A 22,034-nucleotide genomic window follows, 5' to 3' on the forward strand; every position below is an offset into this window, starting at 1 on the left:
TGGCAAGTAGAAGCGCTTTTTTGCTTCTCTTGTCAGTCCGAAGTGACCTCGAGCCGATGGCGCCTGGAGCTAGACAAAAACCGCGCTGTCAACTGACAACGCGGTTATCATCTTAATAATGAGCCGAAACAGTTGTTGCGCAATCAGAGCATAACGATGGATGTTCATCGTTTTCTCCAACTGTTGGTGAGACAACCCAACAACGTTCACAAGTCTCTCCATCTGCTTTTTTAACAACGATCGCTAATTCCTCAAATTGTTCAGCCTCAGCTGGTGCATCCGTTTGCTCTCCAGCAATGCTCACTTTCGATACGATAAAGAGCTTATGAAGACTTGGCAAGGCTTCTAGCAGCTGCTTAACTTCTTGATTCGGATATAGTGTAATCGCTGCGGTTAATGACTTCCCGATCACCTTTTCATTACGAGCATTTTCCAGTGCTTTTAATACATCATCACGAACAGTCATGATGTGATCCCATTTTCCCTTTAATGTGTCTGCTTGTTCGAAAGACTCAACTTTTGGCATGTCCGTTAATTGCACACTCTCTTCACTCACATTAGGAATGAACGACCATACCTCATCGGCGGTATGAGATAAAATTGGAGAGACAAGCTTAGTAAGTGTGACTAGAATCTCATACATAACCGTCTGAATCGCACGACGTTCCTCACTATCTGCATGATGAATATAAAGTGTATCTTTTGCAATATCCATGTAAAAAGAGCTTAATTCAATCGTACAGAAGTTATGGATCGTGTGATAAACCGTTGAAAATTGATAGTTATCATAAGCCTTCGTTACACGCTCAATCACATCGTTTAACTTGATTAGCATATATTGATCCATCTCAGTAAGATTTTCCCTTTGGACCGTGTGAACCGTAGGGTCAAAATCGTTTAAGTTCCCAAGCAAGAAACGGAATGTATTACGAATCTTACGATATACTTCTGAGACTTGCTTTAAGATCTTATCTGAGACGCGAACATCCGCTTGGTAGTCAACCGAAGCTACCCACAGACGTAAAATGTCAGCTCCTAATTGCTTCATAACATTGTTTGGTACAACCACATTACCTAATGACTTACTCATCTTACGTCCATCACCATCTAATGCAAAACCGTGACTTAATACCCCTTTGTATGGAGATTGACCAGTAACAGCCACACTAGTTGATAACGATGAGTTAAACCAACCTCGATATTGATCTGATCCTTCTAAATAAAGGTCTGCAGGACGTTGTAGTTCCTCACGCTCCACTAGGACAGCTTGGTGTGAAGAACCAGAGTCAAACCAAACGTCCATAATATCCATTTCACGTGTAAACGTACCATTCGGGCTGTGAGGTGACGTATACCCTTCAGGAAGAAGATCTTTAGTCTCCCACTCAAACCAGATGTTAGATCCATGTTCTCTAAATAAGTCTGAGACATGATTGATCGTTTCATCGGTCACAATCTCTTCACCGTCCTCCCCATAAAAGATTGGGATCGGTACGCCCCATGCACGTTGTCTTGAAATACACCAATCACCACGGTCTCTGACCATATTAAACAAGCGTGTTTCCCCCCATTCCGGGATCCACTCAACACCTTTGATCGCTTCTAATAAGTCCTCACGGAAGTCTTTAATGGAAGCGAACCATTGCGCTGTCGCTCTAAAGATGACTGGCTTCTTTGTTCTCCAATCATGTGGGTAGGAATGTGTCATAAATGACAGTTTTAATAAAGCACCAACTTCTTGTAATTTTTCAGTAATCGGCTTATTCGCAGCATCATAGAATAAACCTTCAAAACCAGGCGCCTCAGCTGTCATTTTCCCTTTATCGTCAACTGGACACAATACGTCTAGGTTATATTTTTGTCCAACAATATAGTCATCTTCCCCGTGTCCGGGAGCCGTGTGAACACAGCCCGTACCAGCATCTAATGTTACATGTTCTCCAAGCATAACGAGAGATTCACGTTCATAAAATGGATGTTGTGCCTTGACATGCTCGAGTTTATGGCCTTTAAATGTGCTAACGACCTCATGGTTTTCCCATTCTAATTCCTTGACCAATGTTTCAAATAGACCTGAGGCAACAACAAACTTATCTTCGCCGACTTTCACCACGCTATACTCTAAATCAGGATGAACAGAGATCCCCAAGTTTGCTGGAATCGTCCATGGCGTCGTCGTCCAGATAACAATCTTTTCATCTCCTGTTAGCACGTCTTTACCATCTTTCACTGGAAAAGCAACATAAATGGAAGGAGATCGTTTGTCATGGTATTCAATTTCCGCTTCTGCTAAGGCAGACTCAGACGATGGTGACCAATAGACCGGCTTTTTCCCTTTGTAAATATAGCCTTTCTTCGCCATATCACCAAATACTTTAATTTGCTGCGCTTCGTATTCTTTCGTAAGTGTCACATATGGATTGTCCCAATCCCCACGAACACCTAATCGTTTAAATTGCTCACGCTGACGATCAATTTGTTCAAGAGCATATTCCTCACATAACTTCCGAAACTCAGCAACAGTCATTGATTTACGATCGACTTTGCCGTTTTTCGTTAATGCTGTTTCAATTGGAAGGCCGTGTGTATCCCAGCCCGGAACATATGGCGCATGGAATCCTGCCATTGATTTATAGCGAACAATAAAATCTTTGAGGATTTTATTTAGGGCATGTCCCATATGGATATCACCATTTGCATACGGAGGTCCATCATGCAAAATAAACAACGGTCTCCCTTCTGTACGTCCTTGCACTTTCTCATATATCTTTTGACTTTCCCACTTCTCTTGCATTTCAGGTTCACGTTTCGGTAAATTCCCACGCATTGGAAATTCTGTTTTTGGCATCAATAAGGTTTCTTTGTAATCCATTACTCTTCCTCCTATTTATCTTTCTACGCGCCTCAAGGGTTTTTTATGTACAAAAAAACCTCCTCTCCCATATTAGGGACGAGAAGGTTACCCGTGGTACCACCCTATTAGATGAATGTTACCATCCATCCACTTGTTCATTCGTAACGTAAATGACGCGCCATAGCCTACTTATATTCTTACATATGTTCGATATGGAACTTCAGGGTGATTTTCCTTTTAGCTCTTTATCTTGGGCTTACACCGTCCCCAATTCGCTTTTCATAAAGACGTACTAAAAGTACTCTCCCTTTCAATGTTTTTAACATTATTCATCATTATTAGAGTATGAAAAAATTATATGATAACGAATCAACGCCAGTCAAGCGTCTACAGAAATTACTCTTTGATAAGCTCTTCTTCCATTGATTGACTTAGCTCATCCCAATCATCGCTCTTTAGCATTTCGAGTTGCGCTTCAATCAGCATTTTAAAACGCATTTTATAAACAGATGATTGCTTCTTTAGTTCTTCAATATCCATTGAAATCTTTCTTGATTTTGCAAGCGAATCATTAATAATCCGATCCGCATTTTTCTCGGCCTCTTTTACGATCAACTGAGCTTCCTTCTCAGCATTTCTTCTTACCTCTTCGGCGGATTCCTGAGCGACAAGAATTGATTTATTTAATGTCTCTTCAATATTTTTAAAGTGTTCTAGCTTCTCATCGAGTTCTGTTACCCGCTCAAATAACTCTTTTTTTTCACGTAGGACTGCTTCGTAATCCTTTATCACTTGATCTAAAAATTCGTTAACCTCATCCTCATCATAGCCACGAAATCCACGATTAAATTCCTTATTATGAATATCTAGTGGGGTTAAAGGCACGTTCTCCACCTCCAGCTTTAAGTCAGAAATTTCAATTATCTTCTAGGGAATCTATTCGACAACAACTCATAAAATCCTGCAAAAGCAACGAGTCATTTCCGTTTCCCAACAGAAACCCGCCATTTTCCTTTTTTCGTTTTGCCTTCAATAGACAAAAGTTTACTGCGACCAAGACCACGGACAGATAGATAGTCCCCTTCATCCAATTGAAAAGAGGGTTGTTCAACCGTTCTCCAATTCACTTTCACAAGTTTTTTTTGAATAAACGGAGTAACCTTCGTGCGCGACAGGTGATACATCTCTGCTAAAACAACATCTAATCGTAAAGAGGAAAGGGTCGTCACTTCCTCATCCCACTCCTCTTCTATACTCAATTGCTCATTAGCCTCAATCCGTTGTAGTCGAGCCTTAGCCTTTCCGATTGATTCAACATTCATTTCAACAAAGTCAGCAATCTCAGCTGCTACGACGACTTGGATGAGATTGTCCTTCATCAAAATATCACCAAATTTCTCTCGTTTTATACCTAGCCCCATAAGTGCCCCTAGAACATCACGATGTTCTAGTGTGACAAACTTCTTCGGATAGTCAACCTGAAACAAGCATAAAGCGAAAACGTCTTCGGTGGACTCCAAATAAGGAGGGGACAGATACGCTCTTTTCCGTTCGGAAAAACGAGTGCCTCCCCAAAAGGAGAGGCGAACATCCTCATCATGTCCAATCACACTTCTGACAATGTCTTGTTCACGCGGGTCTAGAAAATCCGTTACTCTATCGATAAAACGTGAACTGACGTCATCTTTCCATTGTAACACTTGGTCAACAAATGCACGCTCTTCTTCACGGAAGTGCTGATAAATACTCATTTGCTTGTTCCCCTTCTACATAAAGATCGCAACGACACCGTAACGTGCAAACGAAAGCGCTAAGATGGCTACGATTGGCGATATATCAATCATCCCGAGTGGCGGAATGAACTTTCGAAATGGAGCCAAATAAGGTTCTACGATTGAACCGAGAAATTGTCCGATACTTGATTCTCTAGCATTCGGAAACCAAGACATCAAAATGTACGCAATAATCATGTACGAATACAATTGCAATAATAATAAAATTAATGAACCAATTCCTTGCATTAAACGTCACCACCTTCAATTCCTATGTATCATATCGATCTTGCAGCATTTCTGTTATGGTTCCTGATACATCTACATTATCAGGTGTACAAAGGAAGATATTTGTCCCAAGCTTTTGAATATCTCCTCCTATAGCATACACTGTTCCGCTTAAAAAATCGACAATTCGTTTCGCTTGATCATGCGAAATCCGTTGCAGGTTAATGATTACAGCCTTGCGGTTTTTTAACTGATCAGCAATTTCTTGTGTTTCTTCATAGGTTCGAGGTTCAATTAACATCACTTTAGCTGATTGCTGTACACTCTGTAAGCTGACAACGTTTTGTTTTCCTGGTGCTTTCTTTTCATCTCGACGTTCATTGATATTTACTGCCTCAGATGACTCTTCTTCATAATTTTCCACTTCTTCATAATCATCTAATTCAAAAAAGCGTTTAAACTTGGATTTAAGCCCCATACGTTCCACTCCCCTTATTCATTCATTTCATTGCCAACTAACGAAGAACCTAAACGGATAAAAGTCGCACCTTCCTCAATCGCCACCGTATAATCATTAGACATCCCCATTGATAATTCATCACATGGTGCATGAGATAAGTGAAGAGCTTGTACCTTTTTTTGTAAAGCACACAAGCCCCTAAAAACAGGTCTCGTTTCTTCAATATCTTCCACAAAAGGTGCCATTGTCATTAAACCGACTACTTTAATAGCTGGAAATTGAGCTAGCGACTCAATAAATTCAATCACCTCATCAGGTTCAAGCCCAGCCTTTGACTCCTCACCTGAAACATTCACTTGCACAAAACAACGAACGATGTCATCCTCTTCCGCTCGTTTTTGAATTTCTTTCGCTAAACTGATGCGATCGAGGGAATGAAAATATGTGAATTTCCCAATCACTTTTTTAACCTTTTTCGATTGAAGGGAGCCAATAAAATGCCATGTTCCTCTAGAACCTAGTGCTTCCCATTTATCAAGGCCCCCTTCTACGCGGTTTTCACCAATATGTTCAATCCCAGCATCAAGGGCCTCACGTGTTGTCTCTTCACTTACATACTTCGTGACGGCTATGACCTTCACTTCCTTTGGATCACGGCCTACACGTTGACATGCTGCGTGAATTTGCTCGTTGATTGTTTGAAGATTTTCTTGAACTGTCAACGTAGTCACTCTCCTTTCAAACGTCGTCATTCGTCATTTTTTAAAGCAATAAATCCAATCATTCTTCCTGTCTTCTTCCCACCTTCTCGACGGTGAGAGAAGAAAAGTTCTTTTTCCGTTGCAGTACAGTATGAAGAGATTTGTATTTGCTCCTCTTTTATGCCTGCTTTTAACAGCTGTCGCTTATTACATTCCTTTAAGTCTAACTGAAAAGTGCCATGGTTCGTTCGTTTATACGGACGTCTCTCATCACTTGCTAATTGCTCATCAATCTTAGTAATGATGCGTTCATCAACTTCATAGGCCTCTTTGCTGATGGCAGGACCAATCACAACATAAATATCCGACACTGGTATAAGTTCATCCTCCACCCAACACTCGATCATCTTAGCAGTAATTGTTGCCACCGTTCCTTTCCAGCCGGCATGAGCAATTCCAATTAGCCCATGCTTTGGGGCAAAAAAGTAAACAGGTACACAATCGGCAAATACACTTGCTAACAAAACGTTTGGGCTGCGTGTATATAATCCATCAACGTTTGCGATCGACGTATCAAGCGAATAAACGCCTGAACCTTTATCAGCCTCACTCACGTTTTGTATCACCGCCTGGTGCACTTGCTCACCAAGCACCCAATCATCCATCCCTATGTTCAATTCTTTTCCAAGTTCTTTTCGATTGTTCATCACATGTGTATCCCGATCACCAACATGTAGCCCAAAGTTTAACGTATCGTACGGAGCATGACTATGCCCACCATTTCTCGTTGAAAAACCGACAACAAGTCGATGATCCAACACTTCCCATTCTGGTATGGTTAAATATAGATTCGCTTTTTGAACAAACGGTTCCTTCACGATTTTCGACACTTCCTTATTTTTCTTTCGTTTTTGACAGAATGAGGAACATTTTTTTATCTATTCTAACATATTTTTCTTCATGCTAGAACGCACTTTATCAACGATGGGTCCGAATGGCTACATTTTTTCAGATCTTTTATTCACTTGTCACTGTTCCACTTGGTGGTAATTGAACGAGAATGCAATCTGCACCGATCTTGATAATGTTGCTCCACGGAATAATGACCTCATCTTGTTTACCAAAAAAACTCATCATCTTCCCAGTCCCATTAATAATAATCGCTTCAATTTGACCTGTATATAAATTAATATCAAGATCACCTAAATTTCCTAATCGGCTGCCATCGTCAATATTGACAATATCTTTGGTTTGCATATCTGATATTTTCATCATCAAAACCACCACCTTTCCCTACACTATATGAACGAATACAAGAAATTATTAAAATAAAGCCTATCTCATATGAGGTCGCTATTAAAGGTAAACAGAGAAATAACATTCACTTCCACGACGCAATTCGCTGATAAGTGCACATCGTCAAACCATAAAAAAACCTGTTGGAATCCAACAGGTCAACTGTGCGCATGTTTATTCATTTGTTGAATGGCCGCTTTTTCTAATCTTGATACTTGCGCTTGCGATATCCCGATTTCATCGGCGACTTCCATTTGTGTTTTTCCTTGGAAAAAGCGCATATCAAGAATCATTTTTTCACGTTCATTTAAACGAACCATTGCTTCTTTAATCGCTATTTCTTCTACCCAATTAACATCTTTTTGCTTATCATCACTGATCTGATCCATCACATAAATTGGGTCTCCACCATCATTATAAATCGGCTCAAATAAGGATACTGGATCTTGGATCGCATCCAGTGCAAAAACAACATCTTCCTTAGGAACATCTAACACTTTTGAAATTTCTTGTACCGTTGGTTCTCGGTCTCTTGATTTTTCATTCATGAGGTTGTCCCTAACCTGCAAAGCCTTATAAGCGATATCACGCAATGACCTTGATACACGAATCGGGTTATTATCACGTAAATAGCGACGAATTTCACCGATGATCATCGGAACTGCATAGGTAGAGAATTTTACATTTTGACTTAAATCAAAGTTGTCAATCGATTTCATCAAACCTATACAACCGACCTGAAAAAGGTCATCAACATATTCACCTCGATTATTAAAGCGTTGTATCACGCTTAAGACTAACCGAAGATTTCCACTTACAAGCTCTTCTCTTGCAGACGTATCACCATTTTGAAGTTGTTCGAATAACTCCCTCATTTCCTTGTTCTTTAGTACTGGTAATTTTGATGTGTCAACTCCACAAATTTCAACTTTATTTCGTGTCAATTCTTTCCCTCCTAACAGGAGATGATGTTCAAGTTAAGTATCTCCTCAGGAGGGAAAAATATGCACAACCTTGTTTTAGAAACGACTGTATATCTTCCATAAACAGGGTCATACAGCGGTTTCAAAAAGATTTATTTTTTTATTACTAAAGGGTCATCATCAAATCACAATGGATGAGCTGCTTACACCATTTTATTAAATTCTTTCCGTAGACGCTTGATGATTCGCTTTTCCAATCGTGAAATGTATGATTGTGATATCCCTAACATATCAGCGACATCTTTTTGTGTTTTTTCTTCATCACCAGCTAGTCCGAATCGAAGTTCCATAATCTGTTTTTCGCGATCATTTAACGTATGAAGTGCTTTTACTAACAACTTGCGATCAACCTTATCTTCGATCCCTCTCGTAATGATATCCTCTTCAGTTCCGAGCACATCTGAAAGCAGTAGTTCATTGCCATCCCAGTCAATGTTAAGTGGTTCATCAAATGATACTTCTGAGCGAATTTTATTGTTTCGTCGTAAGTACATTAAAATTTCATTCTCGATACAACGTGAGGCATAAGTTGCGAGCTTAATTTTCTTTTCTGGATTAAACGTATTGACAGCTTTAATTAAACCAATTGTACCGATACTGATTAAATCTTCTATGTTTATTCCTGTATTTTCAAATTTACGTGCGATATAAACAACCAATCGCAAGTTTCTTTCAATAAGCATCGAACGAACCGCTTGATCCCCAGAATTTAATTTACTTAACAGGTGCGCTTCTTCTTCTTTAGAAAGCGGAGGTGGTAAGGCCTCACTACCGCCAATATAATAAATTTCATCAGCTTTGACCCCAATTTTATATAGAAATCTGTACCAAAATAATGTAACCTTCAGCTTCAACATTTACAGTCCTCCCATTTTTTCTCTACTTTCAGCTTCTCTCCTATTAGGCAAGCTTTTTTCCTTGATCTGAAATCATCATTTTTGGATGAAGAATGCACTGATACTCATCTTCACTTGATAAAGGTGTATGGTTTAATCCGAGTAACACTTTTTTTATTAAATGCTCTTCACCCTTTTCCTTCACTTTGACATAATCAGGCTTTAACGCCATTAAAAATTGGTTTTGTTGACCGACACCTCGATAGGGGATAATCCGCATTCGGTGTTCTAATTCTTGACTTTCCTCGTCCATTGTCTGATTGCCAAGTTGATCGACCTGTGCAATATTTTCAATGAATGACGCTGGAAAGTAACCTGAAAGCTTAGTCATATCTAAAATCATGACAGGTGCTTTCGAGATTGGATCTTGCAATTGGTTCCCACTATCTATTAAGCCTCTCGTTTCTATGAAAATATCACCAATCGTAATCTCTACCTCTGTCAATTGGTCATATCGTACTTTTTTCACTTTAATCGCAGTGACTCTTCGCTTTGAAAAATACCACACACACGGAAAAGCAATAAGGACAAATAACCAACTAATTGGACTTCCAAAACCAGTACTGGTCGTTATGACAAGTCCATTTAAAATGGCTGCATCTGATTGTAAGAAGTAATGAATGGCAAACATCCCACCCCCAATTGCAAAAGTCACAAAATAAAACATAAAGAGGTTTTCTAAGAAGTAAGACAATCGCTTGAAACCAAAGGCCATCAGTACAATCGACATGGAGAAAAGAATCTTCATCCACGGTTGATAGAACAAAAAAGACAGTGGTGTAAATAAAAGAAAGACAATGCTCGATGCAAAAAGACTACTGATCAGTAATCTCCATTTACTTATTGACCGTTTTAATACAGTCGCTGTTAGATAAAGTAACAATAGGTCGATGCATACGTTCAGAAACCATATAACATCCAAATAGACGGTCATCAGTGATCCTCTCTACTTTTAAATTTGAAACAAGTATATATCAGATTCTATTTGAAAGTCTGTCATTTCATGACGACATTACCATTATAATTTTGAAAGAAATCCATTTTTTTTGTCATCGAAACCTATCTGCATCGACAAGACTCCAGGCCTCTCCTACAAAGTTTGCTACAAATATAAAAAGAGGCTGAGACACTATGACAGTTACTTCCGCTTCGGATCGTCGATTTCCACGGGCAACCATCATTCCAACTTATATTTATATCAGCTAGGGGTATTGAACCAATCCTTGAAAATTTACATTCTCAGCTTCCTATACTATAACCGATCGTATATAGAATAAAAGTTTTTAGTTATGTCCCATCACCATAAACCCATTCCGAAGTGACCTTGAGGCGATGGTGCCTGAGCTAAACATAAAAAAACACACCTTATGATCATAAGGTGTGTTTTTAACATCCATTATTTACGTCTGCGACGGTTTCTTAAGAATGTTGGAATATCTAATGTATCCATTTGTTCATTTTGTTGAGGTGCTGACTTTGTCACTCTATTCGGTTCACTAGCGACGGGCTCCTCTTGCTTAGGTGCGCTTGTGCTTGTCGGTTGATTAACCGTTTTCGTCGCGTTTAATCCACCTGAACGTTGATTTTTCGATGGAGGCGTATTCTCGGTATCATCAAAACCAGTTGCAATCACCGTAACAACAATCTCGTCCTTTAAATTTTCATTAATGACTGAACCAAAGATCATATTTACTTCTGAATCGGATGCACCAGAAACAATTTCAGCCGCTTCATGAACTTCGAATAAACTTAAATTCGAACCACCCGTAATATTCATCAGCACCCCTTGAGCACCATCTACAGATGTTTCTAAGAGCGGACTAGAGATTGCCTTTTTAGCAGCTTCAGTTGCCCGATTTTCACCTGTTGCGATCCCAATTCCCATCAATGCTGAACCTTTATCAGTCATAATCGTCTTCACATCGGCAAAGTCGAGGTTAATGAGTCCTGGTACTGCAATTAGATCTGAAATCCCTTGCACCCCTTGACGAAGAACGTTATCTGCTTCTCGGAACGCCTCAAGCATTGGTGTGTTTTTATCAACGATCTCCAACAATCGATCGTTTGGAATAACAATTAATGTATCAACCTTTTCCTTCAACCCATTAATACCTGCAGCAGCCTGTGTTGAACGTTTTCGCCCTTCAAATGTAAACGGACGAGTGACTACACCAACAGTCAACGCACCTATTTCCTTGGCTACCTCGGCGATGACCGGAGCGGCACCAGTACCTGTTCCACCACCCATACCAGCAGTGATAAATACCATATCCGCACCTGTCAACGCCTCTTCTAGCTGTTCCTTGCTCTCTTCCGCTGCTTTCTTTCCTATTTCCGGATTTGCTCCTGCACCGAGGCCTCTTGTTAGCTTACCTCCTAGTTGAAGCTTTGTTTCAGCTTTAGAAAGGTGAAGAGCTTGAGCATCTGTATTGACAGCGATAAATTCTACACCTTGTAATCCATTTTCAATCATTCGGTTGACAGCGTTACTTCCACCGCCACCAACACCGATAACTTTTATTTGCGCTAACTGATCCATATCCATTTCAAACTCTAACATTTAAGGTCCCCCTAATCAATCGTGTATGCCATCATATGAGTTATATTTCATTATTCAAAAAAGACTTTTAGCCATTTCTTCATCTTCTTTTTTATCCCAGGGTCTTCCTTCGATTTCTTTTCTTCATTTTCCTGCTTATTTACTGGTTTTTCTACCTCTTCGGCAGAAGAAACTGAAGAAGCAACCTCTTTCCCTTGGATCTTCACATTCCGATAAGCGAACTGAATTAAACCAACACCCGTTGTATATTGAGGTTCTCGAACTCCAATATAGTCAGGGATCGCAACGCGAACATTACTTTCTAAAATTTCCTTAGCTAACTCAAGTACGCCAGGAATCATAACCGATCCACCTGTTAACACATAGCCACCCGGTAGATTATCATACCCTAGGCGGCGAATTTCATTTTCAATTAATTCAATGATTTCTTCCATCCGTGGTTCGATAATATGAGCCAGTTCGAACTGTGAAAACGTCTCATCTTCATTGCTACCAATAGTCGTAACTGTAAATGTTTCTTCATCAGAAGCTTCATCAATATAAGCATGACCATGCTTTCGTTTGATTCGTTCCGCTTCCTCTGTTGTGGTTTTCAAACCAACCGAGATATCGTTGGTGATATGGTCACCACCGATAGGTAGGACAGATGTCGCCTGCAGGACACCGTGCTCAAAAACTGAGACCGTGACTGATCCGCCACCGATATCAACAAGCGCAACACCTAACCCTTTTTCGTCTTTTGATATAGCAACGGCTCCAGCCGCTAGCGGCTGTAAGCAAATATCAGCAATTTGTAAGCCAGCACGTTCAACGCAACGTAATAAATTATGTAAAATTGTTTTCGAACCTGTAATGATTGTTCCTTCCATTTCAAGTCGAACCCCAATCATCCCTCTTGGGTCATTAATTTCTTCCAAGCCATCAACAATAAATTGTTTTGGGATAACATCAATAATTTCTCTCTCAGGTGGAATCGAAACAACTTGTGCTGCATCAATCACACGTCCGATATCTTCATCTCCAATTTCCCTATCTGAGCTTGATACAGCGACAACACCATGACAAGGCTGCAACTGTACGTGATTACCATTTACGCCGACAATCACTTGATTAATTGATAAGCCAATCATCCGTTCAGCCTCTTCAACGGCTCTACGTATCGATTGTACTGTTTCGTCAATATCTACGATTGAGCCTTTTTTTATCCCTTCAGAACTTGCATTACCGACACCAATAATATTTAATGAGCCATTCGCCATTTCTCCAATGATTATCCTAACATTGGATGTACCGATGTCTAAACTAACATAAATCTCATTGCTGTTCACTCTGTGGCACCTCCTTTAATTATGTATAGCGCTGTATTCGTTGCTATATTTTTTTCGTACACGTAATTGCTAAATGTCATGCGACTTACGAGTCGTAGTATTTCGTAGTAAGAAATGTATTCAACATTTGTTATGCATTCCCTTTTTTAATTTTACATTTTTTCGAATCATCGTCATATATTGTTAATAAAAGTTCCTTTTCACAAAGACGTGCTGTTTTCTCTTCGAGTTTTCCATTGTGAAAGTAATATACGACGAATGACAGCAATATTGTTAAAAAGTCGAACACCGAATGCAAAAATTGCTGCTAAATATAAGTCTACACCAAGATGAACACCTAGAAAAGCTAAACCTGCAGCAAGTAAAATATTGAAAAAGAAACCAGTGACAAAGACCGTAGCCTCAAAATTTTGCTGCAGGTGGGCACGAATCCCACCAAATAACGTGTCTAAAGCTGCAAGTACAGCGATTGACAAATAATTCGAATATTCATTCGGCACACGGAACTCGGTCATAAACCCTAACAAAAGACCTATAAGTAGCCCTAGTAGAGGTAACCACATTGCTACGAATCCCCCTCTCTTACTTGCTCCATATATCGAACTCTGATCGTTTGTTCGTAAGGAGGTAATGTTAATTCATTAATGGGCGTTGATGTCAGTTCTAAATTCTCAATTGCAAAGTAATCTACCGATTCAGATACGACCATTTGGTTATGTAGCTTCTCGGCATCATCGGAGAGTACTTTAATTTCAAGTGGCAAAGGGGGGATCCGACGCCCATTGACATGAGTAATACCGTTAACATCTCGAAATGCCGTTGTTGATACGACTCGTTGATCTCCTATCGCAATTCCTTGGGCATTATACATATTTAACTCGTTCATCAAGAATTGAAGGAGTTGAGGGGAAACAGTTCGATTTTGTCCACCTAGTAGACGATCATTGTAGAGTGGTTCAACAGTTAAGATGACCCCTTCTCCAGTCACTTCGGTTATTCCCGCCTCTTCACGCAATTCATCAAGTGCCTCCTCAATAAATAAATCCACATTTTCACTTTGATCAAGTAAATAATTGTCTCGTTGTGCCTCGTACCTTTCGATCTCTTCTAGGAGCTGTTGATATCTTTCCTGCTCTAGTTTAAGTTCCTCTCGTAATTCTAAAACATTTCTTGTATCACGAACGACCGGTTCTTTCGTCGTTTGAAATTGAATCGCCAACATAAAACCAATAACAGCTAAAATGAGAGTAAAAACGACTCGATGATCCTTCATTCGTTTCACCCCTTCTCAGACAAAAACGGATCAAGAACGATGTTATCCCTTTTTTGTATTCGCACTTCAATTTGATCATTGACAAGCTGATCCTTAACTCCACCAATGATATTTAACGATTGTTCAAATTTATCCGGGTCACCAATCGCTGTAATCACAAACGGAGCATAAGATGTATGTCCATCGATCCGTATGACTGGTCCTGCGCATTGAATGTACGAATGGTGTGAAATCCGCTGACCGTTAATCGCAATTGCTTCAGCATCACTGACGATTAATTCGTGAACGACTTTATGGATATGTTGTTCATGGACGATATAATCATTCGGGTTACCCTCTTCAGGGACATAAGAATAATCAGATAAGGACACTTCAATTCCCGGCCCTTGTACCTCAACCTTTCCCGTCACTTTACGTAATTTCTCAAGATCCTCGACAAGATTAAAATAGGTTGCTTCTTGCTGTGCAATTTCTGCTTCTAACTCTCTTACATTTCGCTGCACTTGACGTAATTGCTCTTGACGATCTCGATTTGCGGTTTGTTGCATTAAAATTTCTCGACGAAGCTCATCTTCATGGCGCCACTGACTTTCACTTACCGTTGGGTCTGCTTGATTTTCATTTGCGTACTGATAAGATAGCGAGACGATAAAACCAGTCACCAGTAACACAAATGAGAGAATCACATGCTTACCTCTCACCTTCAATTTCTACTTCCTCCTCGTCTACTACACGTTCAAATTCCTCAAAATAAGGCGTCATTCTCAAGTGGATAATCCCTTCAGCTTCCGGATCAATCTCTTCGACGATCGAAGGATAAGCAGTGAACTTGTCTGAAAATTGCCGGATCGTTGACTGGACTTCAAAGCCATCGTTCATAAATAAAGTCATGCGTAATGGGTCATTTTCGGTTGGTGTATGGTAAATTTCTGAGATCCGATGAATTAACGCCTCTGGCAATTTGATTAATTCAGCAGCAAGCTCTTGTACCTCTTCCCCTTGCTCCCAATTCACAAGAATTGGAGCATCAACAGGCAAATAGTTACGGTCCATTTCATCAAGAAATGTCCCTGTTTCAATGATCGGATAATATTTCCCTTCATCCATTAAATAAGCAACGCGTGGGTATTCTAAAACTTCAATCTCTATTTTATTTGGAAAACGACGATAAACGGTTGCTTCTTTAATTTCATCAAGTGCCTCTAGAGTCGTGGCAACCACACTTCGATCTACATTCCATATACTTGTCCCTTCTGCTAGACCACTTTCAGCGATAATCAGTTCATCATTTACATAATAATGCCCAGTCACCTCAATGCTACGAATATGACTTAATGACGACTGAAAGTAAACAACAATTAAGATTAGTAGGAAGAAAATCGATAAGTAGAAAATCAAACGTCGATTTGTTCGCTGTCTGCGTTGCTCCTTCAATTTCGGAATACGGTCGTTAATTGTTATAACCTTATCATTTGCCATGATGCTTCCTCCATTGTAAAGCAATAGTATTTGACTAAAAATCAGTCGTTAGACTCACATAATACATCATATGGACGTAAAATCTCGAAAACGGCATACACGTGTTATGCCGCTACTTAAATCTTTATTTATAAAAACTGTATCATGTTTCCTGACTCGTAGATTGACCAGCACGATTGTACATAAAATAAAGAAAAGATAACGTCCAATTTTCCTTTAAATTATATCATAATCACTGCTTAAAAAGTGTACAACCGTGTTGTTTTTTAAAGTTTTTCAACTTTGTTGACCAACAATTTCAACTTCAGTCTCCATCCTTACTTGAAAGCGATCATAAACTGTACGTTTAACATGCTCAATTAGACCAAGAACATCTTCTGCTTTTGCATCTGCAACATTGACGATAAAATTCCCATGCATCTCTGAGATCTGCGCGCCACCAATCTGATATCCTTTTAACCCAGCTTTTTCAACAAGTTGGCCAGCATAATTAGGAAGCGGGTTACGAAATACGCTGCCTGCACATGGATAATTCCATGGCTGTGATTCACGGCGGTAATCCTTATTTTTTTGCATCTCTTTTACAATTTTATCGCGATCACCGGATGTTAAGTTAAAAACCGCCTCGACACAAACCCCTTTTTCTTTTTGAAGTTTCGACGTTCGATAGGAAAAATCCATCTCATCGTTTGTCAGCCATTTCATCGATCCATCTGGAAATAAAATATGCGCTTCTTTAAGTATATTTGAGATATCAGATCCATGCGCACCTGCATTCATAAAAACAGCCCCACCGACAGAGCCCGGGATACCCCCAGCAAACTCAAGACCAGATAACCCTTTCTTACTAATAATCGTCGCAAGTTTAATGAGGGAATAACCGCCTCCAACTCGTATCTCTTCACCATTTAATTCTAAATGGTCGAGACCTTCCGCTAACTTAATCACAACACCTCGTATGCCCCCATCACGGACAAGCATATTTGAGCCGCGACCAATCATGCGCCAAGGTAGCTGATGCGTCATTACAAGGTCGACAACTTTCTTAAGCTCCTCTATCGTAGCAGGTTTAATTAACACATCGGCAGGACCGCCAATTTTCCATGTCGTATGGTTAGCTAGCGGTTCATCGATATAAACATTTTCTATATTCTCCTCGTGAAGTTGATCAATAAATCGTTTCATGGTGTGTCCCCCTCCTAAACCTAAATTAGCGTTATCATTGTTAGTTTACTCTATGCGATTGTCATGCATTTAGTGTGTTAGTTCGAAAGCTCCTTCATTAAACCGTATAAATCCTGGGCTGCACGAGGCATTCCTAGGCTTTGTGAGGACTGGTGCATCTCCTCCCATTTACCGTTTGTCGTTAAGATTTCGTCAATATCTTTCATCAGTTTTTCTCCATTCATTTCCTGTTCCAGTCGTACATATGCTGCCCCTTCTTTCCTTAAGGCTTGCGCATTTTTTTCCTGATGGTTATTTGTCACATACGGACTCGGTATTAAGATACTTGGAATTCCGAGCGCTGTGATTTCAGCAAGCGATGTTGCTCCAGCTCTTGCTACCACAAGATCAACACCAGCTAATACTTCTGGCATGTTATGAATAAATGGGCGGATCAATACATTTTCGGGATTTCCTTGTTTCTTCACTTCATTCATGACGGAATCATAATGAACATCCCCTGTAACATACAAAAATTGATAATCTCTTATTTTAGCTTCAGGTAGAACTTCCAAGAAAGCTTCATTAATCGGTCTTGCCCCTCTACTTCCGCCAACGATTAGAACCGTTTTCTTTCCGTCCGCTAGACCGACAGAGGCCCTTCCCCTTTCACCATCCGTATCGATTACTTCTGTAGCTCTCGGGTTTCCCGTATAAACAACTTTTTCTTGTGGAAAATAACGAGTAGATTCCGAGAATGAAATCGCCACTTTATCGACATAACGACTTAAAAACTTATTCGTTAAGCCGGGCACACTATTTTGTTCATGTATGATCGTCGGGATGTTTAACTTCGCTGCTGCATAAACGACAGGCCCACAAACATAACCACCTGTACCAACCACGACATCCGGCCTGAAATCTTTGATCATTTTTTTAGCATCACGAACCCCTTTTAGAAAACGATAAATCGTTTTAACATTTTCTACTGATAGCTTCCTTCTAAAACCCGAAATTGTAATTGTCTTAAAGGGAATACCCTCTCTTGGTACAATTTTACTTTCTAGTCCATTTTCTGTTCCTATGTACAACAAGTCTGCATGTTCATTTGTTTTTTTTATTTCTTTGACTAAGGAAAGAGCAGGATAAATATGGCCTCCTGTTCCTCCACCGCTAATTATCACTCTCATTGAGAACCTCCATGACCCCATAGTTTTAAGCCCTTCTTTGTAAACGGTTATCATTTATTTTATTAGATAGAGCCTGTTTGAATACCCATTCTTTGACTTTCAATTTCATTACTAGAGCGTGTTCAAAAAAAGAAAAAACAGCCTTTTTTGAACAGACCCTACTACCCATTTTATCATGATTTAATAATGGATTATACATTGCTGGTTTCGAAAACTCGTGATCGTTTTCAACTATTTTTTGTAGAAAAATTCCAGCAAAAAAGCCTTGCTTGAAGGTCAAAGAGAAGTGATCTTTTCTACCCTTTAAGCAAGGCTGTTGAATTGATCGAATCATTAGTACCTGGCATAACGACTTACATTTAAAAGGACGCCAACCGCCACTAGCATTAACGTCAACGATGATCCACCATAGCTTAAGAATGGTAACGTAATCCCTGTTACAGGCATCAAGCCAGTCACAACGCCTATATTTATCATGACTTGAATCGCAATCATACCTATGATACCGACCGCTAATAAACTACCATAGAGATCTTGTGCACCAAGCGCCACGCGAATCCCTCGCCACAGCAACACACCGAAAAGGAAAATCACAAATACACCGCCAATAAATCCTAACTCCTCAGATAAAATCGCAAAAATAAAGTCCGTTTGTGGCTCCGGTAAATAGAAATACTTTTGCCTACTTTCACCCAGCCCTAAGCCCATAAGTCCACCTGGGCCAATCGAGTACAGCGATTGGATGATTTGAAAGCCACTTCCAAGGGGGTCTGACCAAGGATCAAGGAACGATGTAATACGCTTTATCCGATATGGAGCAGAGGCAATCAGTGCAACCAAACCAGCTAGTCCGACTACACCTAACCCGACAAAGTGGCTAACCTTTGCACCTGCCACATAAATCATAATCACGCACGTCCCAACCATGACTGCACCTGTTCCTAAATCAGGTTGCAACATAATCATACCAAATGCGAGAAGAACGAGTGACAATGACGGTAATAACCCTTTTTTAAACGAGGTGATTTTCTTTTGGTTTTCTGATAAGTATTTTGCTAAGAAAGCAATCATCGCTAATTTCATAAATTCAGAGGGCTGAATAGAAAATGCACCAACCCCTAACCAACTCCTCGCCCCCCCACGGACGAGACCTACACCTGGGATTAAAACGATGATTAGCAAAAGAAAACAAATCAGTAAAAGAACTTTTGCCCACGTTCGCCATGTCCAATAATCAATATTCATGACAAAGAACATCGCTAGCACGCCTAGTCCTGCAAAAAATAATTGCCGTTTCGCAAAGAAGAACGAATCATCGAAACGATAGGTCGCCCAAGCGGCACTTGCACTATACACCATGATCATTCCAACAGTTAGTAATGCTAAGGTCGTAATAATAAGTATCATATCCGGTGCTGTTTTGTTTTTAGGCACTATCGACACCTCATTCACACAATGAATTCAAGGTACAACCTCTATTACCTATACGTATGCACCGGATATGAAAACATGTCCCCTATTCCATAAGTTTACCGATGGCAGCGATAAACTTATCACCTCTTTCTTCAAATGTACGATATTGATCCCAGCTCGCACACGCAGGAGATAACAGAATAACATCTCCACGCTCAGAAAGGTTATACGCCTCTTGGACGGCTGTTTCTGCATTTTTAGTTTCTCTAATCCATTGAACACCAGCTACTTGTGCTGTTTTCACCAACTTCGATTTCGTCTCACCAAATGTGATCACAGCTTTCACCTTCTTTAGATAAGGCAATAAGTCATCAAAACCATTGCCACGGTCCAAACCACCTGCAAGTAAGACGATCGGTGCATCAAATGCTGTGAGTGCTTTTTGAGTCGCAAGACTATTTGTTGCTTTTGAATCATTAAAAAATTTCCTTCCGTTCTTTGTCCCCACATATTGAAGACGGTGTTTAACACCTGAGAAGGTTTTAAGAACTTCGGTGATTTGTTTTCGAGTTGCCCCCATTAATAAAGATGCGGCAACGGCCGCCAAGACATTTTCAAGATTATGTTTTCCTGGTAGGACAATATCCGCAACTGAAATGATTTCTTCTCCCTGGAAATAGACCACTTCATCTTTTATATAAGCACCATCAGAGACCTCTTTTGTTACTGAAAAAGGGATAAGTCTCGCCTTTGTTTGCGAGGCTAACGATACGACGTCACGATCTTCTGCATTTATGACGGCAAAGTCATCCTCTGTTAGGTTAGCAAAAATTTTCGCCTTTGCTTTTCCATATTCTTCTCTTGTGCCATGATAATCGAGGTGAGCATCAAATAAATTCAAAAACACACTCACCTTTGGATGAAACCGCTCTGTGCCCATTAACTGAAAGCTCGATACTTCAGTCACAATAATATTGTTTATCGTCGCTGTTTCTGCAACTTCACATGCAACTGTACCAATATTACCAGCGACTAAAGGTTCACGCCCACTACCTTTTAACATGTCAACAATGAGCGTCGTTGTCGTTGTTTTTCCATTTGAACCAGTAATAGCAATCATATCTGCCTCTGAAAGTAACGAGGCTAGCTCAATTTCTGTTACAACCGATATTCCTCTCTCGATCGCTGCTTTTACAATCGGATTTGAGTAAGGTACTCCAGGGTTTTTCACAATAAAGTCAACTGGCTCATCCAGTAATGAGACAGGATGAGCTCCACAGACGACATCGATTCCAATTTGTTCTAGCTGCTTGGCTTGCTCGTTCTCTTCTAACGGTTTAGCATCATTCACTATGATCGTTGCCCCTAATCGGTGCAACAGCTGACTGGCTGCAAAGCCACTCTTTGCGAGCCCTAACACAAGTACTCGTTTTCCACGAAATTGATTCATATCTTTCATCTACATCCACACCTCTAAGTAAATAGCTATAATCGCAAACAACATTCCAATGAGCCAAAAGGTGACTACGACTCGCCACTCTGACCATCCTGATAACTCATAATGGTGGTGCAGTGGACTCATCTTAAACACACGTTTCCCTCTTGTTTTAAATGAGATCACTTGAATAATGACCGATAACGTTTCAATGACAAATACGCCACCAATAATAATTAGTAAAATCTCCATTTTCGTAAGAATCGCAACGGCTGCAATCGCACCACCTAATGCTAACGAACCAGTATCACCCATAAACACTTTTGCAGGGTGAGCATTAAAAACAAGAAAACCGAGAACCGCCCCAACGACGGCTGCACAAAAGATCGCAACATCAATCATTGACGCATTCCAAGCGAGTACAGCAAACGCACCAAATGCTATGGCACCAGTACCAGCTAACAACCCATCTAACCCATCTGTTAAATTAACGGCATTCGATGCGCCTACGAGCATGATGATCACAAGCGGTAAATAGAACCAACCAATATCAATGGAAAGATTTGTAGTTGGTATGGTTAGATCTGTACTGTATCCTGCTTGGATTAAACCATAATAAAAAATAAGAGCAATAATCAGTTGACCAATCAGTTTTTGCTTCGACGTTAACCCTAAATTCCGTTTCATAACGACTTTGATAAAATCATCCAAAAACCCTAACAAACCGTAACCAAACGTAACAATTAAAAGCAACAGCAATTCGGTTGAGAAGCTTAAGAATTTGTTCGACATGATTAAAGTCGTTATGATAATTGAAATAATAATCATCACACCGCCCATTGTCGGCGTCCCACTCTTTTTTTGGTGTGATTTCGGCCCCTCCTCACGAATACTCTGACCAAATTTTAAACGCCTTAAAAACGGGATGAGTATGGGAGATAAAAGGACAGCAACAAGAAATGAAGCAAGCAATGTAAAAAATAAGACACGTTCTAACATATC

23 protein-coding genes and 1 other annotated feature are annotated in these 22,034 nt (G+C 40.0%); all 23 genes read right to left on the reverse strand.

Going from position 1 to position 22,034, the window contains the following annotated elements; translation table 11 throughout:
• Window positions 1-112: 112 nt before the first annotated feature.
• Window positions 113-2,872 carry an isoleucine--tRNA ligase gene (ileS, locus tag KH400_RS10765; RefSeq protein WP_217224543.1) on the reverse strand — a complete coding sequence of 920 codons (2,760 nt, stop codon included), beginning with the start codon at window positions 2,870-2,872 and terminating at the stop codon, window positions 113-115.
• A 71-nt stretch (window positions 2,873-2,943) separates the two neighbouring features.
• Window positions 2,944-3,177: a binding site (T-box leader), on the reverse strand.
• Between the two features lie 73 nt (window positions 3,178-3,250).
• Window positions 3,251-3,739, reverse strand: coding sequence for a DivIVA domain-containing protein (locus KH400_RS10770; protein ID WP_217224546.1), 489 nt, complete (start codon window positions 3,737-3,739; stop codon window positions 3,251-3,253).
• 92 nt (window positions 3,740-3,831) lie between these two features.
• Window positions 3,832-4,605 carry a YlmH family RNA-binding protein gene (locus KH400_RS10775; RefSeq protein ID WP_217224547.1) on the reverse strand — a complete coding sequence of 258 codons (774 nt, stop codon included), beginning with the start codon at window positions 4,603-4,605 and terminating at the stop codon, window positions 3,832-3,834.
• Between the two features lie 15 nt (window positions 4,606-4,620).
• On the reverse strand, window positions 4,621-4,875 hold the full coding sequence (locus KH400_RS10780; protein ID WP_217224548.1) for a YggT family protein: 255 nt from the start codon (window positions 4,873-4,875) through the stop codon (window positions 4,621-4,623).
• 22 nt (window positions 4,876-4,897) lie between these two features.
• Window positions 4,898-5,332, reverse strand: coding sequence for a cell division protein SepF (locus KH400_RS10785; RefSeq protein ID WP_217224549.1), 435 nt, complete (start codon window positions 5,330-5,332; stop codon window positions 4,898-4,900).
• A gap of 14 nt (window positions 5,333-5,346) precedes the next feature.
• Window positions 5,347-6,036 (reverse strand): YggS family pyridoxal phosphate-dependent enzyme, encoded by a 690-nt coding sequence (locus KH400_RS10790; RefSeq protein ID WP_217224550.1) that lies wholly within the window; start codon window positions 6,034-6,036, stop codon window positions 5,347-5,349.
• A 26-nt stretch (window positions 6,037-6,062) separates the two neighbouring features.
• A complete protein-coding gene (gene pgeF, locus KH400_RS10795) occupies window positions 6,063-6,893 on the reverse strand; it encodes a peptidoglycan editing factor PgeF (protein WP_312889132.1) in 831 nt (276 codons plus the stop codon).
• A 139-nt stretch (window positions 6,894-7,032) separates the two neighbouring features.
• Window positions 7,033-7,290, reverse strand: coding sequence for a YlmC/YmxH family sporulation protein (locus KH400_RS10800; protein ID WP_217224551.1), 258 nt, complete (start codon window positions 7,288-7,290; stop codon window positions 7,033-7,035).
• 179 nt (window positions 7,291-7,469) lie between these two features.
• On the reverse strand, window positions 7,470-8,255 hold the full coding sequence (gene sigG, locus KH400_RS10805) for an RNA polymerase sporulation sigma factor SigG (RefSeq protein ID WP_217224552.1): 786 nt from the start codon (window positions 8,253-8,255) through the stop codon (window positions 7,470-7,472).
• Window positions 8,256-8,437: 182 nt separating this feature from the next.
• Complete coding sequence (gene sigE / locus KH400_RS10810) at window positions 8,438-9,151, reverse strand: RNA polymerase sporulation sigma factor SigE (protein WP_217224554.1); 714 nt, start codon at window positions 9,149-9,151, stop codon at window positions 8,438-8,440.
• A gap of 43 nt (window positions 9,152-9,194) precedes the next feature.
• On the reverse strand, window positions 9,195-10,124 hold the full coding sequence (gene spoIIGA, locus KH400_RS10815; protein WP_217224556.1) for a sigma-E processing peptidase SpoIIGA: 930 nt from the start codon (window positions 10,122-10,124) through the stop codon (window positions 9,195-9,197).
• A 462-nt stretch (window positions 10,125-10,586) separates the two neighbouring features.
• On the reverse strand, window positions 10,587-11,750 hold the full coding sequence (gene ftsZ / locus KH400_RS10820) for a cell division protein FtsZ (protein WP_217224557.1): 1,164 nt from the start codon (window positions 11,748-11,750) through the stop codon (window positions 10,587-10,589).
• A gap of 50 nt (window positions 11,751-11,800) precedes the next feature.
• A complete protein-coding gene (gene ftsA / locus KH400_RS10825; protein WP_217224558.1) occupies window positions 11,801-13,078 on the reverse strand; it encodes a cell division protein FtsA in 1,278 nt (425 codons plus the stop codon).
• A 200-nt stretch (window positions 13,079-13,278) separates the two neighbouring features.
• Window positions 13,279-13,641: a small basic family protein gene (locus KH400_RS10830; protein ID WP_217224559.1), complete on the reverse strand. Its 363-nt coding sequence runs from the start codon at window positions 13,639-13,641 to the stop codon at window positions 13,279-13,281.
• Between the two features lie 2 nt (window positions 13,642-13,643).
• On the reverse strand, window positions 13,644-14,351 hold the full coding sequence (locus tag KH400_RS10835; protein ID WP_217224560.1) for a DUF881 domain-containing protein: 708 nt from the start codon (window positions 14,349-14,351) through the stop codon (window positions 13,644-13,646).
• 5 nt (window positions 14,352-14,356) lie between these two features.
• Window positions 14,357-15,052, reverse strand: a complete 696-nt coding sequence (locus tag KH400_RS10840) for a DUF881 domain-containing protein (RefSeq protein ID WP_312889137.1) — start codon at window positions 15,050-15,052, stop codon at window positions 14,357-14,359.
• The gene (locus KH400_RS10845; RefSeq protein ID WP_217224562.1) at window positions 15,042-15,830 is read right to left on the reverse strand and encodes a cell division protein FtsQ/DivIB; all 789 of its coding nucleotides are present in this window, start codon (window positions 15,828-15,830) and stop codon (window positions 15,042-15,044) included. The genes KH400_RS10840 and KH400_RS10845 overlap by 11 nt, the downstream gene beginning before the upstream one ends.
• 276 nt (window positions 15,831-16,106) lie before the next feature.
• Window positions 16,107-17,015 (reverse strand): UDP-N-acetylmuramate dehydrogenase, encoded by a 909-nt coding sequence (murB, locus tag KH400_RS10850; RefSeq protein ID WP_217224563.1) that lies wholly within the window; start codon window positions 17,013-17,015, stop codon window positions 16,107-16,109.
• A 77-nt stretch (window positions 17,016-17,092) separates the two neighbouring features.
• Complete coding sequence (murG, locus tag KH400_RS10855; protein ID WP_217224564.1) at window positions 17,093-18,184, reverse strand: undecaprenyldiphospho-muramoylpentapeptide beta-N-acetylglucosaminyltransferase; 1,092 nt, start codon at window positions 18,182-18,184, stop codon at window positions 17,093-17,095.
• Window positions 18,185-18,209: 25 nt separating this feature from the next.
• The gene (locus tag KH400_RS10860) at window positions 18,210-18,518 is read right to left on the reverse strand and encodes a hypothetical protein (RefSeq protein ID WP_217224565.1); all 309 of its coding nucleotides are present in this window, start codon (window positions 18,516-18,518) and stop codon (window positions 18,210-18,212) included.
• Window positions 18,518-19,618: a stage V sporulation protein E gene (gene spoVE / locus KH400_RS10865; RefSeq protein WP_217224566.1), complete on the reverse strand. Its 1,101-nt coding sequence runs from the start codon at window positions 19,616-19,618 to the stop codon at window positions 18,518-18,520. Before spoVE ends, KH400_RS10860 begins: the two co-directional genes overlap by 1 nt.
• Before the next feature lie 82 nt (window positions 19,619-19,700).
• Window positions 19,701-21,056 (reverse strand): UDP-N-acetylmuramoyl-L-alanine--D-glutamate ligase, encoded by a 1,356-nt coding sequence (murD, locus tag KH400_RS10870; RefSeq protein ID WP_217224567.1) that lies wholly within the window; start codon window positions 21,054-21,056, stop codon window positions 19,701-19,703.
• Window positions 21,057-22,031, reverse strand: a complete 975-nt coding sequence (mraY, locus tag KH400_RS10875) for a phospho-N-acetylmuramoyl-pentapeptide-transferase (RefSeq protein WP_217224569.1) — start codon at window positions 22,029-22,031, stop codon at window positions 21,057-21,059.
• Window positions 22,032-22,034: the final 3 nt, after the last annotated feature.

It is taken from the genome of Desertibacillus haloalkaliphilus, assembly GCF_019039105.1.
Lineage (GTDB): Bacteria > Bacillota > Bacilli > Bacillales > KJ1-10-99 > Desertibacillus > Desertibacillus haloalkaliphilus.

Bases quoted from the DNA above. Each gene is read 5' to 3' on its own strand.
- KH400_RS10830 (WP_217224559.1), bottom strand. From the start codon at position 13,641: ATGTGGTTACCTCTACTAGGGCTACTTATAGGTCTTTTGTTAGGGTTT.
- KH400_RS10860 (WP_217224565.1), bottom strand. From the start codon at position 18,518: ATGATTCGATCAATTCAACAGCCTTGCTTAAAGGGTAGAAAAGATCAC.
- spoIIGA (WP_217224556.1), bottom strand. From the start codon at position 10,124: ATGACCGTCTATTTGGATGTTATATGGTTTCTGAACGTATGCATCGAC.
- ileS (WP_217224543.1), bottom strand. From the start codon at position 2,872: ATGGATTACAAAGAAACCTTATTGATGCCAAAAACAGAATTTCCAATG.
- murB (WP_217224563.1), bottom strand. From the start codon at position 17,015: ATGAAACGATTTATTGATCAACTTCACGAGGAGAATATAGAAAATGTT.
- KH400_RS10845 (WP_217224562.1), bottom strand. From the start codon at position 15,830: ATGGCAAATGATAAGGTTATAACAATTAACGACCGTATTCCGAAATTG.
- ftsZ (WP_217224557.1), bottom strand. From the start codon at position 11,750: ATGTTAGAGTTTGAAATGGATATGGATCAGTTAGCGCAAATAAAAGTT.
- KH400_RS10785 (WP_217224549.1), bottom strand. From the start codon at position 5,332: ATGGGGCTTAAATCCAAGTTTAAACGCTTTTTTGAATTAGATGATTAT.
- sigE (WP_217224554.1), bottom strand. From the start codon at position 9,151: ATGTTGAAGCTGAAGGTTACATTATTTTGGTACAGATTTCTATATAAA.
- KH400_RS10775 (WP_217224547.1), bottom strand. From the start codon at position 4,605: ATGAGTATTTATCAGCACTTCCGTGAAGAAGAGCGTGCATTTGTTGAC.
- KH400_RS10835 (WP_217224560.1), bottom strand. From the start codon at position 14,351: ATGAAGGATCATCGAGTCGTTTTTACTCTCATTTTAGCTGTTATTGGT.
- murG (WP_217224564.1), bottom strand. From the start codon at position 18,184: ATGAGAGTGATAATTAGCGGTGGAGGAACAGGAGGCCATATTTATCCT.
- mraY (WP_217224569.1), bottom strand. From the start codon at position 22,031: ATGTTAGAACGTGTCTTATTTTTTACATTGCTTGCTTCATTTCTTGTT.
- KH400_RS10800 (WP_217224551.1), bottom strand. From the start codon at position 7,290: ATGATGAAAATATCAGATATGCAAACCAAAGATATTGTCAATATTGAC.
- KH400_RS10780 (WP_217224548.1), bottom strand. From the start codon at position 4,875: ATGCAAGGAATTGGTTCATTAATTTTATTATTATTGCAATTGTATTCG.
- murD (WP_217224567.1), bottom strand. From the start codon at position 21,056: ATGAAAGATATGAATCAATTTCGTGGAAAACGAGTACTTGTGTTAGGG.